Annotated in this window: 11 protein-coding genes; 5 read left to right on the plus strand and 6 right to left on the minus strand. The window is 68.1% G+C overall.

Annotated features, from left to right (window positions below; translation table 11 throughout):
- Positions 1 to 103 precede the first annotated feature (103 nt).
- On the minus strand, positions 104 to 1009 hold the full coding sequence (locus ACZ5YA_RS08050; protein ID WP_118932109.1) for a LysR substrate-binding domain-containing protein: 906 nt from the start codon (positions 1007 to 1009) through the stop codon (positions 104 to 106).
- A 111-nt stretch (positions 1010 to 1120) separates the two neighbouring features.
- Between ACZ5YA_RS08050 and ACZ5YA_RS08055 the strand changes: the two genes are divergently transcribed.
- From ACZ5YA_RS08055 to ACZ5YA_RS08065, 3 genes are read left to right on the plus strand one after another with little or no spacing between them, the layout of a single operon-like run.
- Positions 1121 to 2803: an alkaline phosphatase family protein gene (locus ACZ5YA_RS08055; RefSeq protein ID WP_464092344.1), complete on the plus strand. Its 1683-nt coding sequence runs from the start codon at positions 1121 to 1123 to the stop codon at positions 2801 to 2803.
- Positions 2804 to 2813: 10 nt separating this feature from the next.
- A complete protein-coding gene (locus ACZ5YA_RS08060) occupies positions 2814 to 3266 on the plus strand; it encodes a cupin domain-containing protein (protein ID WP_054456254.1) in 453 nt (150 codons plus the stop codon).
- A 3-nt stretch (positions 3267 to 3269) separates the two neighbouring features.
- Positions 3270 to 4241 (plus strand): Bug family tripartite tricarboxylate transporter substrate binding protein, encoded by a 972-nt coding sequence (locus tag ACZ5YA_RS08065; RefSeq protein WP_464092345.1) that lies wholly within the window; start codon positions 3270 to 3272, stop codon positions 4239 to 4241.
- A 37-nt stretch (positions 4242 to 4278) separates the two neighbouring features.
- On the opposite strand, the gene ACZ5YA_RS08070 is transcribed toward ACZ5YA_RS08065, so the two are convergent.
- The 5 genes from ACZ5YA_RS08070 to ACZ5YA_RS08090 all read right to left on the minus strand — a co-directional run bounded on the left by ACZ5YA_RS08070 (position 4279) and on the right by ACZ5YA_RS08090 (position 10749).
- Positions 4279 to 5577, minus strand: a complete 1299-nt coding sequence (locus ACZ5YA_RS08070) for an alpha/beta fold hydrolase (protein ID WP_464092346.1) — start codon at positions 5575 to 5577, stop codon at positions 4279 to 4281.
- Positions 5578 to 5586: 9 nt separating this feature from the next.
- A complete protein-coding gene (locus tag ACZ5YA_RS08075) occupies positions 5587 to 6573 on the minus strand; it encodes a Bug family tripartite tricarboxylate transporter substrate binding protein (protein WP_118932105.1) in 987 nt (328 codons plus the stop codon).
- A gap of 226 nt (positions 6574 to 6799) precedes the next feature.
- Positions 6800 to 7357 (minus strand): DUF1415 domain-containing protein, encoded by a 558-nt coding sequence (locus tag ACZ5YA_RS08080; RefSeq protein ID WP_059373378.1) that lies wholly within the window; start codon positions 7355 to 7357, stop codon positions 6800 to 6802.
- A gap of 69 nt (positions 7358 to 7426) precedes the next feature.
- Positions 7427 to 8899 (minus strand): M20 family metallopeptidase, encoded by a 1473-nt coding sequence (locus ACZ5YA_RS08085; protein ID WP_118932104.1) that lies wholly within the window; start codon positions 8897 to 8899, stop codon positions 7427 to 7429.
- 224 nt (positions 8900 to 9123) lie between these two features.
- Positions 9124 to 10749, minus strand: coding sequence for a methyl-accepting chemotaxis protein (locus ACZ5YA_RS08090; protein WP_464092347.1), 1626 nt, complete (start codon positions 10747 to 10749; stop codon positions 9124 to 9126).
- A gap of 170 nt (positions 10750 to 10919) precedes the next feature.
- On the opposite strand from ACZ5YA_RS08090, the gene ACZ5YA_RS08095 reads away from it, so the two are divergent.
- Both ACZ5YA_RS08095 and ACZ5YA_RS08100 read left to right on the plus strand, forming a co-directional pair.
- Positions 10920 to 11426, plus strand: a complete 507-nt coding sequence (locus ACZ5YA_RS08095; protein ID WP_419343736.1) for a sigma-70 family RNA polymerase sigma factor — start codon at positions 10920 to 10922, stop codon at positions 11424 to 11426.
- Positions 11423 to 12385, plus strand: coding sequence for a FecR domain-containing protein (locus tag ACZ5YA_RS08100; protein WP_464092348.1), 963 nt, complete (start codon positions 11423 to 11425; stop codon positions 12383 to 12385). The genes ACZ5YA_RS08095 and ACZ5YA_RS08100 overlap by 4 nt, the downstream gene beginning before the upstream one ends.
- The last annotated feature ends 13 nt before the right edge of the window (positions 12386 to 12398 follow it).

The following is a 12398-nucleotide window of genomic DNA, read 5'->3' on the forward strand; positions in this document are numbered from 1 at the left end:
AAAAATAAGGCCGCGCATGGCCAACCGTCAAAGATATTGAGGCTTACGCCGCTGGCATGGCGTCTGCGGCGCGCCTCAACCGTTTGGACCGATCCGTTACGGCTCAGGGGTGGGCAGCCAGCTGCGCGGCCTCGCCCAGCAGCGCGTCCAGCAGGCGGCGCGCCGGCACGGTCAGCGGCGCATCGGCGCGGTGCGTCACATAGATGACGGTCTTGGGCAAGGGATCGGCGATGGCCAGCCGGACCAGGCCCAACGTCGGCCCGTAGCGGTCCAGGAACCCCTGGGGCATGATGCCGATCAGGTCCAGCTGCGGCATCAACGCCAGCAGCGTGGAAAAAGACTCGCATTCGAGCTGCAGGTGCAACGCGCGCGCCTGCGTTTCGTCGGCATACAGCGCCCTGGGATCGCCCGGCCCCTGCGCCGGCCCCGTCAGCACCCAGGCCGCCTCGGCCAGCTCGCTCAGATGCCGCGCGCCTGCCAGCGGATGCGATGCCCGCGCGACGATGACCGACTGGCTTTCGAACAGCGGCTGCACGGCCAGGTCGCCGCCGCCGCCCGTCTCGGGCAGCGGCCCCAGCGCCATGTCCAGTTCGCCGGAACGGATGCGCTCCAGCGCCTGCGGATACAGCGTGTCGCGCACGCGCAGCCGCACCTGCGGCCAGCGCGCGCCATAGCGCGCCACCGCGCCCGGCGCCAGCAGGATCGCGGCCGCGGGCGATACGCCCAAGGTCACCTGGGCTTCGGCGCCGCGCAGGTGCCAGGCCAGGTCTTCGCGAGCCTTTTCGATTTCGCGCATGACGACCGCGGCGCGTGCCGCGAGGATCTCGCCTGCCTGCGCCAGCCGCACGCCCTTGGGCGTGCGCACCACGAGCTCGGCGCCGACCTCTTCTTCCAGCTGGCGCAGCGACTTGGTCAACGCCGGCTGCGACACGTTCAGCACCTGCGCGGCGGCGCGCATGCTGCCGGTCCGGGCCAGGGTGAGCAACAGGTTCAGATGCTGGAGTCGCAAACCGCCTCTCCGGCCGATTACCTGGGGTAATCGACATCAAAACAATTCAAGGGATGCGCGCGCAGGCCGTCGATAGAATTCCTGCATGCCCATCGGAGACAGGAGCCTAGCATGACCCGAGGCGTGAAGAACATTCTCTTCATCATGTGCGACCAGCTGCGCTACGACCATCTTTCCTGTTTTGGCCATCCCAGGCTGAAGACCCCGAATCTGGACGCGCTGGCCGCGCGCGGCGTGATCTTCGACCGGGCGTTCGTGCAGTCGCCCGTTTGCGGCCCGTCGCGCATGAGCTACTACACCGGGCGCTACGTGCATGCGCACGGGGCCAGCTGGAACTTCGTGCCGCTGAAGGCCGGCGAGATGACCATAGGCGACCATCTGCGGCCCTTGGGCGTGCGCTCGGTGCTGGTGGGCAAGACCCACATGCGCGCCGACACGGCCGGCATGTCGCGGCTGGGCATAGACCCTGCCTCCGTCATTGGCCGCCGCATTGCCGAATGCGGCTTCGACGCCTACGAGCGCGACGACGGCATCCATCCCTATTCGGGCCACGATCCGGACCCGCGCTACAACGACTATCTGCGCGCACAGGGTTATGGCGGCGACAACCCCTGGGAAAGCTGGGCCAATTCCGCGGTCGACACGGACGGCAGGGTGCGCTCGGGCTGGTTCCTGAAGTATTCCAACCTGCCCGCGCGCGTGCCCGACGAGCATTCGGAAACGCCCTACATCACGCGCCGCGCGATGGACTTCATCACCGAGGCGGGCGAGCAACCCTGGTGCCTGCACCTGTCCTACATCAAGCCGCACTGGCCGTATCTGGCGCCGGCGCCCTACGCCGGCATGTACAGCGCGCAGGACGCGCTGCCGGTGGTGCGATCGGAGGCCGAACGCGCCGACCCGCATCCGGTGTATGCGGCGATGATGCAGCATCGCGTGTCGGCGACCTTCTCCGAGCCTGGCGTGCGCGAGGCGGTCATGCCCGGCTACATGGGGCTGATCAAGCAGATCGACGACCAGCTCGGCGCGCTGTTCCGCTTCATGGAGGCGCGCGGCCTGTTCGACAACACCATGATCGTGTTCACGTCCGATCACGGCGACTATCTGGGCGACCACTGGATGGGCGAAAAGGACCTGTTCCATGAACCCGTCATCCGCGCGCCGCTGATCGTCTATGACCCGGATCCGCGCGCCGACGCCGCCCGCGGCACGCGCTGCGCCGCCCTGGTCGAGGCGATAGACCTGGCGCCCACCTTCCTTGAGGCCTGCGGCGGCGTGCCGGTGCCGCACATCATGGACGGCCGTTCGCTGCGGCCCCTGCTGTTCGGCCAGACGCCGCCGGATTGGCGCGATCACGTCATCTGCGAGTACGACTACGCCTTCCAGGATTCGCGCATCGCGCTGGGTACGCCCGCGCGCCAGGCCTGGCTGCGCATGGTGCGCGATGAACGCTGGAAGTACGTGCTGGCCGAAGGCTACCGGCCGATGCTGTACAACCTGCAGGAAGACCCGAACGAATTCGTCGACCTGGGCGCCTCGCCCGCGCACGAGGCGGTGCGCAAGCGCATGGAGGACCTGCTGTTCCGCTGGGCCCGCCAGCCGCGCCAGCGCGCCACGGTGGCCGACGGCACCATCGAGTCGATTGAAGTCCAGCCGCGCATTTCCGAAGGCGGCATCCTGATCGGCTACTGGGACGAAGCCGACCTGGCCCGCGCCAGGCAGACGTTCAAGCCCCGTTTCGCATCATCCAACCCGCTAGTGAAGCCGACGCTGGATCGGCTGTCGCAATCCTGAGGAGTGCAGCATGATTCTCGAAACCCCCGACATCACCCGCGCCCAGGCCGGCCTGGACGGCGTCTCCTGGAACATCCTGGGCCAGGTGTACGTGCCCAAGCAGGTCAGCCTGGACAGCATTTCCTGGCACGCCACGTTTCCGGAAGAGAGCTTCGTGCCGCCGCACGTGCATCCCAATCAGGACGAGTACATCTTCGTGCTGGACGGCCGCATCGACCTGCTGCTCGATGGCAAGAAGACCTCGGCCGGCCCCGGCGACCTGGTGCGCATGCCCCGTGGCGTGCCGCATGCCTTCTTCAACAATTCCGGCGTCGCCGCCACCGCGCTGTTCTGGGCCGCGCCCGCGGGCAAGCTGCTGGAGCTCTACCGGCGCATCCACAACATGTCGAGTCCGGCGGAGGTCGTTGCGGTGGCGCCGGAGTATGACGTGATCTTCATGCCGCCTGTCTCGTCCGCGGCCTGAACCATGCGCCGCCGCACGCTACTGAAGGGCCTGTCCGGCGCCCTGGCCTGTACCCTGCCCTGGGCCGCCCGCGCCGCGTACCCGGACAAGCCCGTACGCATCATCGTGCCGCTGCCCGCGGCCAGCCCGCCCGACGTGCTGGCGCGCGTGATCGGCGAAAGGCTGCAGCGCCTGTGGGGCCAGCCGGTGGTGGTCGAGAACCGGCCCGGCGCGACCGGCATGATAGGGCTGGACGCGGTCGCGCGCAGCGCGCCCGACGGCTATACCGTGGGCATCATGTTCCTGACGCATACCGTGCTGCCGGCGCTGTTCGGCAAGGTGTCGTACCGCACGGATGGCGACTTCGCGCCGATCGCGAATCTGGTCTGGCTGTACAACGCCCTGCTGGTGGCGCCGGGCAGCGAATACGCCGACGTCCGCGGCCTGGTCGAACAGGCGAAGCGCCAGCCCGGCAAGCTCAGCTACGGTTCCGGCGGCAATGGTTCGCCTGCCCATCTGCTGGGCGCGGCCTTCTGCCAGGCGGCCGGCATAGACATGCTGCACGTGCCGTTCAAGGGGCCGGCGGAAGCGGCGCAGGCGCTGATGGGCGGCTACGTGCAGACCATGTTCGCCACCGCATCCGTCGCGGTGCCGCTGGCGCAGTCCGGCAAGCTGCGCGCCCTCGCCGTCACGCGCGATGGCGGCATGGCCGCCCTGCCCGGCGTGCCCACGCTGGCCGAGGCCGGGGTGCCTGCATTCAATCTGAAGGAATGGGAGGGAATCGTCGCGCCCGCGGGCACGCCGCCTGACCTGATCGCCAAATGGAACGGCGCCATGCAGACCATCCTGGCCGACGCCGAGGTGCGCGAAAAGCTTGCCGGCCTGGGCATGGAAGCCGCCCAGGCCAACACCCCGGTCGAGTTCGCCGGGCTGATACGCGGCGAGCTGCAGCGCTGGTCGGCGTTCGTGTCGGAACAGAAGCTGCGCAACGGATGACGGCCGGGCGGACTAGCCCGGCCGCCCGCCTGGCCGCCTACTTCGCCACGCCCCCCACCCTGCCCAGGAACTCCAGCACCGCCAGATAGGAGCCTTCGTTGCCCGCCGCGTTGGCGCTGGGCGTGCCGCCCGCGTCCAGCAGCAGGCCGGACATGGCGTGCGGCTTGCTGATCAGGGTCGCGGGCAGGCAGGGATAGTGCACGTGATGGCCCGCGCCCATGCAGACGTGGTGGAACGTGGGCAAGCCATGTTCCTGGCGCCGCCGCATGACGATTTCCGAGTAGGCGGTGCTGGGCCAAAAGCCGTCGTCCGACGCGCTGACCAGCAGCACCGGGCCGGGATAGTTCTCGACCGGAATGCGGGCGCGCTCGAACGCCGCGCTGTCGCGCGTGGCGCTGAGGAAGGCGTGCGTCTGGCGGTACGGCGGCTGGGACGCGTAGGCGGCGTCCCAGTTGGCGCTGGTGTTGTCCTGCCACAGATGCGGCAGCGGTTCGCCGCCCTTGGTCCAGACCTGCGCGTCGCGGCCGGTGCCGGGCGCACCGGCGCTGACCACGCCATGCATGACCGGCGACGGCACGTAGGCGACCACCGCGCTGACCAAGTCCGGGTAATGCGAGGCCACCAGCAGCGAGGTCTCGCCCCCGCGGCTGATGCCGGACAAGGCCACGAAGCCGTCGCGCGGCGTAAGCTCCGCGCGGGCCCAGCGCAACACATGCTCGAAGTACTCCAGCGGCATGTCGTTCAGATACTTGGGGCGGCCCTCGTAGTTGAAGATGGCCAGCGCCAGGCACTGGTAGCCACGGGACGCGAACAGCGCCGCGCGCGGCGCGTTGACGCCGCCGGACGAGCCGTTCATGTAGATCACCAGCGGGTGCGGGCCGGGGCCGGCGGGCGTATAGAGTTCACCCGACAGCGTCATGCCGCCAACCTGCTCGCGCACGCTGCGGTGCGTGACGCCTTCGGCCTGGAATTCCTGCACCAGGGTCGCCGCGGCGGACTGGCGGCCGTCGCTGGCTTCGATGCGGATGACGAGCGACTCGGTCCGGTCCGGCGGGAACACCACGCTGGCCACGTCCTCGCAAGCCATGGACCAGACGATGCCCATGGCCGCGGGCTCGGCATAGCTGCCGGACACGGGGCAATCGCGGGCCAGGTCCAGGCTGCCGTCGTGGCCGGCCACGAATACGGCTTGCGAGCGCCATGGCGCGCCGCACATCGTCATGCTGGCCGTGACGGTGATGAAGGCATAGGCCGGAAAGCCGTTCACGCGGATCTCGCGCGCCACGTCGATCAGGGCGCGTTCCGGGCTGACGGTGATGCTGGGTTGTTCTGCCACGGTGGCTCCTTAGCTCTTCAGGTCGGTCTTGGGCACGCCATTGGCCTTGATGACCTGGGCCCACATGGCGGACTCGTCGGCGATGACCTTGTCCAGGTCGGCCGACGAAGTGAACTCCACGGTCACGCCCTGGTCCGCGAACTGCTGCACCAGGCTGGGATCGCGCGTGCCTTCGCGCACGGCGTTCTCCAGCGCCGCGACCACCGGCGCCGGCATGGCGGCCGGACCCGAGATCATCATGCGGGTATAGAGTTCGAAGCCGTCCAGGCCAGCCTCCTTCATGGTCGGGACGTCCGGCAGGCTGGAGAGGCGCTTGTCGGAGGTCACCGCCAGCACCTGCAACTTGCCCGACTTGATGTTGGGCAGCGCCGAGGTCGGGAAGTCGAAAGTGCTCTGCACCGTGCCTGCCATCAGGTCCAGCAGCGCGGGACCGCTGCCCTTGTAGGGCACGTCCTGGAACTGGGTGCCGGTCTTGGACTGGAAGTGCAGCAGCGCCAGGTGGTTGATCACACCGCGGCCGGCGTGCGCGCAGGTGATGTCGCCCGGCTTCTTCTTGGCCAGCGCGATGAATTCCTGCACGTTCTTCACTCCCAGCTCGGGATGCACGATCAGCAGCATCGGCGACTTGCCCATGGAGCCCAGCTGCTTGAAGTCCGATGGCTGGTAAGGCAGGTTGTTGTAGAGCAAGGGGTTCAGGATCATGCCATTGGTGCCGGCAAAGCCCAGCGTGTAGCCATCGGGCTCGGCGCGCGCCACCGCCACCGTGGCGATGATGGCCTGGCCGCCGGGACGGTTTTCCACCACCACGCTCTGCTTCAAGGTCTTGCCCATGCGCTCGGCCAGGGCGCGCGCCGCGATATCGGTCAGCCCGCCAGGGGCAAAGCCCACCAGCAGGCGCACGGGGCGGGTCGGAAAAGTGTTCTGGGCCCAGGCGGGGCGCGAGATCAGAGGCAGCGCGGCGAGCGCGCCCAGGGCATGGCGGCGGGTAAATCGCATACAACTCTCCAGGCAAGGACAACGCCCCCGCGCCCGGGAGAGGCCGCGGGGCAAAGCAATCGAAGGGAAAGGACGCACGGGCCGCTCACCTTACGGCGAGCTGTCACGGCGTCAGTATGTTGTATGCAATACCGCGGACGGGCTATCTAGGGATATCCCGAGGCTTACCAGGAGACGATGAGCACTTTATTCCGAGCAGCGGTATTTGGTATGCGATCCGATGGCGTCAGGCCTTGGTCATCAGCTTCTTCCAGCCTTCCAGCCCCAGCCGCTTCATCGTATCGATGTTCTTCTCGTAGATTTCGGCGGCATCCGGGAAGGACTCCACCGCGCGGTCGATGCTGTCTTCGCGCAACAGGTGCAGGATCGGGTACGGCGACCGGTTGGTGTAGTTCTCGATGTCGTCCGGCTGCGTGTCGGCGAACTGGAACTGCGGATGGAAGGTCGCCACCTGCAGCTCGCCCACCAGGCGCATGCGCTTGAGCAGACGGTCGGACAGGTCTTCGAAGTCATTGAAGTCCATGAAGTCGTCCAGCGCGTCGGGGATGATCAGCAGCGTGGTGTCGATCTTTTCCGGATCGGTCTCGGCCAGCAGCGCCAGTTCGTCCTGCAGGTCGGTGAGTACGCCTTCGGCGTCGGTGGCGTCGCTGACGGCAAAGCGGATCTGGTCCTTGACCTGCACCGCCTTGGCGAAGGGACAGAGGTTCAGGCCGATCACGGCCTGGTTCAGCCAGTGCTTGGTCTCAGCGACCACGTTGGCATAGGCGTCGGAAGTGGAAATCATGGGTGTCCGTCCTGGAAAAAAGAAAAGCGCGGGCGTTGCGGCCCGCGCTTTGAAGAGCGTCGCCGCCGCTTACGCGGCCGGCATGGCGGCCATGGTCTGGGCCACGGCTGCGGTCAGTTTCTTGCCGTAGGGCACGTGCAGGAATTCATTGGGGCCGTGGGCGTTGGACTTGGGGCCCAACACGCCGCAGACCATGAACTGGGCCTTGGGGAAGCCCTTCTGCAGGATGCTCATCAGCGGAATGGTGCCGCCCTGGCCGATATAGCCGCAGGACGCGCCGTAGTACTGCTGCGAGGCCGCGTCCAGCGCCTGGGTCAGCCAGGGCGCGGAGGCCGGGGCGTTCCAGCCGGTGGCGGCGCCTTCGTTGGCCTTGAAGATCACCTTGGCGTTATAGGGCGCGTCGGCTTCCAGCAGCGCCTTGATTTCTTGCGAGGCGGCCACGGCGTCGATCAGCGGCGGCAGGCGCAGCGACAGCTTGAAGGCCGTGCGCGGACGCAGCACGTTGCCGGCGCTGGACAGCGGCGGCAGGCCTTCGGCGCCGGTCACCGACAGCGTCGGACGCCAGGTGCGGTTCAGCAGCGCCTGTTCGGGTTCGGTCGTCATGGGCAGCACGAAGCCGCCGTCGGCGCCACAGCTCCAGGGGAAACGGCGCCAGACTTCGTCGCCCAGGATGCGCGCGGTGGCGTGCACTTGTTCCACGCGTTCGGCGGGGATCTCGCAATGCAGGCTCTGCGGCAGCAGGCGGCCGGTGCCGCTGTCTTCCAGGCGGTCCAGCAGATGGCGCAGGATGCGGAACGAGGACGGCACCACGCCGCTGGAGTCGCCCGAGTGCACGCCTTCGTCCAGCACCTGCACTTCCAGCGTGCCCGACACCATGCCGCGCAGCGAAGTCGTCATCCAGAGCTGGTCGTAGTTGCCGGCGCCCGAGTCCAGGCACACCACCAGGGCCACGTTGCCCAGGCGGTCGCGCAGCGCGTCGACGTAGGGCAGCAGGTCGTAGCTGCCGGATTCCTCACAGGTTTCGACGATGCCCACGCAGCGCGGGCGCGGAATGCCCTGCTTGTCCAGCGCCATGATGGCGGTCAGCGAGGCGTACACGGCATAGCCGTCATCGGCGCCGCCGCGGCCGTAGAGCTTGCCGTCTTCGAGCTTGGGGGTCCAGGGGCCGAGGCCGGCGCGCCAGCCTGAGAATTCGGGCTGCTTGTCCAGGTGGCCGTACAGCAGCACGGTGTCGCCGTTGTCGCTGCGGGTGGCGGGCGCGTCAAAGAAGATGACGGGCGTGCGGCCCGGCAGGCGCACCACTTCCAGCTTCAGGCCCGAGACCTTCTGTGCCTCGACCCACTGCGCGGCGTCGCGCACCACGCGCTCGATGAAAGCGTTCTTTTCCCAGTCCGCGTCGAAAGCCGGGCTCTTGGCCGGGATGGCGATGTAGTCGGTCAGCGCCGGGATGATCTCGTTGTCCCATTTTTCGTCGACGAAAGCCTGCAAGGCCTTCGGGTCCAGGGTGGGAGGAAGAGCGTCTTCGGGGATGCGTGCGTTCATGGCGCGGGATCCTGTGTGCGGGAGGGGGTAGGCAATCCGCTATTTTATGCCTGTGCGGCGCGGCTGGCATCTTTTGTCCCTGATTGTCATAGGCGCCGGGAAATGGTGCCGCCACACGGACCGCACATCCGGCCCATGGACAAAGCCCCCAGTCGCACACGCGCTGGGGGCTTTGTTCCCGTTCACGGCCAGCCATCCGGGCCGGCCGCCATGCGCTGGCGCGTTCAGGCGCCGAGCAAAGCCGGTTCGCCGTTGCGACCCACGGCCGGCGCATCGGCATCGATCACTCGGCCGGTCTGCAGCTTGAACACGGCCACCGCTTCGCGCAGGCGCTGCGACTGGGTTTCCAGGGATGCCGCGGACGCCGCGGCCTGCTCGACCAGCGCCGCGTTCTGCTGCGTCACGCTGTCCATCTGCGACACGGCCTGGTTGACCTGCTGGATGCCTTGCGACTGCTCCTCGGACGCGCTGGAAATTTCGTTGATGATGTCCGTCACGCGGCGCACCGAGGTCACGATTTCCTGCATGGTGGCGCCGGCGGCTTCAACCTGGTCGGAACCGATCGATACCTTCTGCACGGAGTCGTCGATCAGGCCCTTGATTTCCTTGGCGGCGGCGGCGCTGCGCTGCGCCAGGGCGCGCACTTCGCTGGCCACGACCGCGAAGCCCTTGCCCTGCTCGCCGGCGCGCGCCGCTTCCACCGCGGCGTTCAGCGCCAGGATGTTGGTCTGGAAGGCGATGCCGTCGATCACGCCGACGATGTCGGCGATGCGGTTGGAGCTGTCGGCGATGCCGCGCATGGTGCCGACCACGTCGCCCACGGCCTGGCCGCCGCGCGTGGCCACTTCGGATGCCGCCACGGCCAGTTCCGAGGCGCTGCGCGAGCTTTCCGCGTTGTTGCGCACGGTGGACGACAGCTCATCCATGCTGGCGGCGGTTTCCTCCAGCGAGGCGGCCTGCTGTTCGGTGCGCGAAGACAGGTCGATGTTGCCCGCGGCGATTTCGCGCGCGCCGGTGTGGATCTCTTCCACGCCCAGGCGCACGGCCGACACGGTGCGCGCCAGGCTGTCCTGCATGCGCTTGACGGCGGCGTAGAGCACGCCGATTTCGTTGTTGCCGCGTTGCTCGATGCGGTTGGTCAGGTCGCCGCCGGCAATGCGGTCGAACAGGCGCCCGGCTTCATGCAGCGGACGGAACACCGCGCGGCCGAACACCGCGTACAGGCCCAGCACCAGCGCGGCCACGACGACCAGCAGGCCGACCAGGACGGCGATCGCGCCGTTGATGCGGGTGGAGGCGTCACGCGCCACGCGCTGGCCGACCTCGTCGGCATAGTCCACGTATTTCTGGATGGCGGCGGTAAAGGTCAGGCCCAGCGGCGTGACTTTTTCCAGGTTGAGGCGATTGGAATCCTGCGCGTTGCCGGCGCGGATGGCCGCAATCATGGGCACGATGGCGTCGCGGTGATAGACGTCGTAGGCCGCCAGGGCCGCGTCCAGCAGGGGCTTGCCCTGGGCCGAGGTTTCGGGGGTCTTGCGCACCAGGTCGATCAGCTCGCCGGCCTTTTTGGTATAGCCGTCCAGGCGCTGCATGCTGGCCAGGTTGTCCAGGCTCTTGCCTTCCATCAGCGCGGTCTGCGCGGCCAGCAGCACCAGGCGGGCGCGCAGCAGTTCGGTGCCGGCGCCGTTCACGGCATTGGCGCGGACCAGGTTGGTGTCCAGCAGCACTTCGATGGAATTGCGGTTGGACGTCAGCTGCTGGTGGACGGCGATGCCGGTTAGCAGGAAAAGCGCGAAGAAAACGGCTAAAGCGGTCGTCAAGACCGCGCGAATACTGAGATTCTGGAACATTGGGGTCACTCCGGGTTGCGTATAGCGGCTACCTATGCTTTACGACAGGTTGCAATGAAAAGTTAAACATCTCATTTGATTGCATGCCGCATTTCCTGCAGTGTCGCCCTTGTCCAACACAATTAACAACGATTATCATTTGCAATCTTTGGACCTGACGGAAACCCATCGTGACGGCGGCCACCCAGCCCACGGCGCAACATGCCTTGAACCTGCTCTACCGCGACCATCATGGATGGCTGGCGGGCTGGCTGCGGCGGCGGCTGGGTTGCGCCCATGACGCGGCCGACCTGTCGCACGACACGTACGAGCGGCTGCTGAACTCGGGCCGCCTGCCCGAAGCCGGCCAGGCGCGCGCCTTCCTCACCCAGATCGCCCGGGGCCTGGTGGTGGACCTGTACCGCCGCCGCGCGCTGGAAAGCGCCTATCTGGACGCCCTGGCCAGCCTGCCCGAAGCGCACATGCCTTCGGCCGAAGCGCGCGCGCTGGCGCTGGAAACGCTGATGGCGGTGGACGCCGCGCTGGACGCCCTGCCCGCCCGCGCCCGCCAGGTCTTCATCCTGTCCCGCTTCGAGGGCCGGACCTATTCCGACATCGCGCAAAGCCTGGGCGTGTCGGTGGCGCTGGTGCGCAAGCACATGCTGCGCGCCGCCCAAGCCTGCCTGGCCGCGCTGTGAGCGCCCGGCACGGGGACATCCCCGAACCGATACTGGCGCAAGGACTGGAATGGCTGGTCATCCTGTGGTCCGGCGAAGCCAGCGCCGACGAACGCGCCGCCTGGCAACGCTGGCGCGCGGCCCATCCGGACCATGAACGCGCCTGGCAGCAGGTGCAGCGGATCGACACGCGGCTGATGGACGTTTCGCCCGAGGCATCGGCCCAGGCTCTGGCCCGCTCGGGCCGGCAGGCGGGACGCCGCAAAGCCCTGCGCCTGATGGGCTGGGCGGTGCTGGGCGCCGGCGCCGCGGGCCTGGCGGCCCAACGCCTGCCTTGGCAGGCCTACGCCGCGGACTATCGCAGCGCGGCAGGCGAACGGCGCGAAATCATGCTGGCCGACGGCACCCGGCTCATACTCAACGGCGCTAGCGCCGTGGACATGGAATACACCGCCGAGGCGCGCCGGCTGGTCCTGCGGCGCGGCGAGATCTACGTGCAAACCGGCCACGGCCCGGCTGCCGCGGGCCGCCCCTTCTTCGTCGCCACCGCCTATGGCGATGTGCAGGCGCTGGGCACCCGGTTCACCGTGGAGCAGCAGCGCGACCGGATACGGGTCGGCGTCTACGAAGGCGCGGTGGAGATCCAGCCCTCGCGGGGCCACCCCCTGCGCCTGGACGCGGGCCAGTCCGCCGCGTTAACGCCGCTGGCGGCCGAGCCGATGCCGGACGCCCTGCAGCAGGCGCCGGCCTGGCTGCGCGGCCAACTGGTGGCCGAACGGCTGCGCCTGGCGGACTTCCTGGACCAGGTCGGGCGCCACCGGCGCGGCGTGATCCGCTGCGACCCGCGCGTGGCCGACCTGATCGTGTCGGGCGTGTACGCCCTGGACGACACGGACCGGATCCTGGCCTCGCTTGCAAGAGCCCTGCCGCTGCGCGTGTCGCGCTACACGGCTTACTGGGTGGTGGTGGAACCCAGATAGCCCTCTACAAAAA

Source organism: Achromobacter sp. JCM 18799, assembly GCF_055395645.1.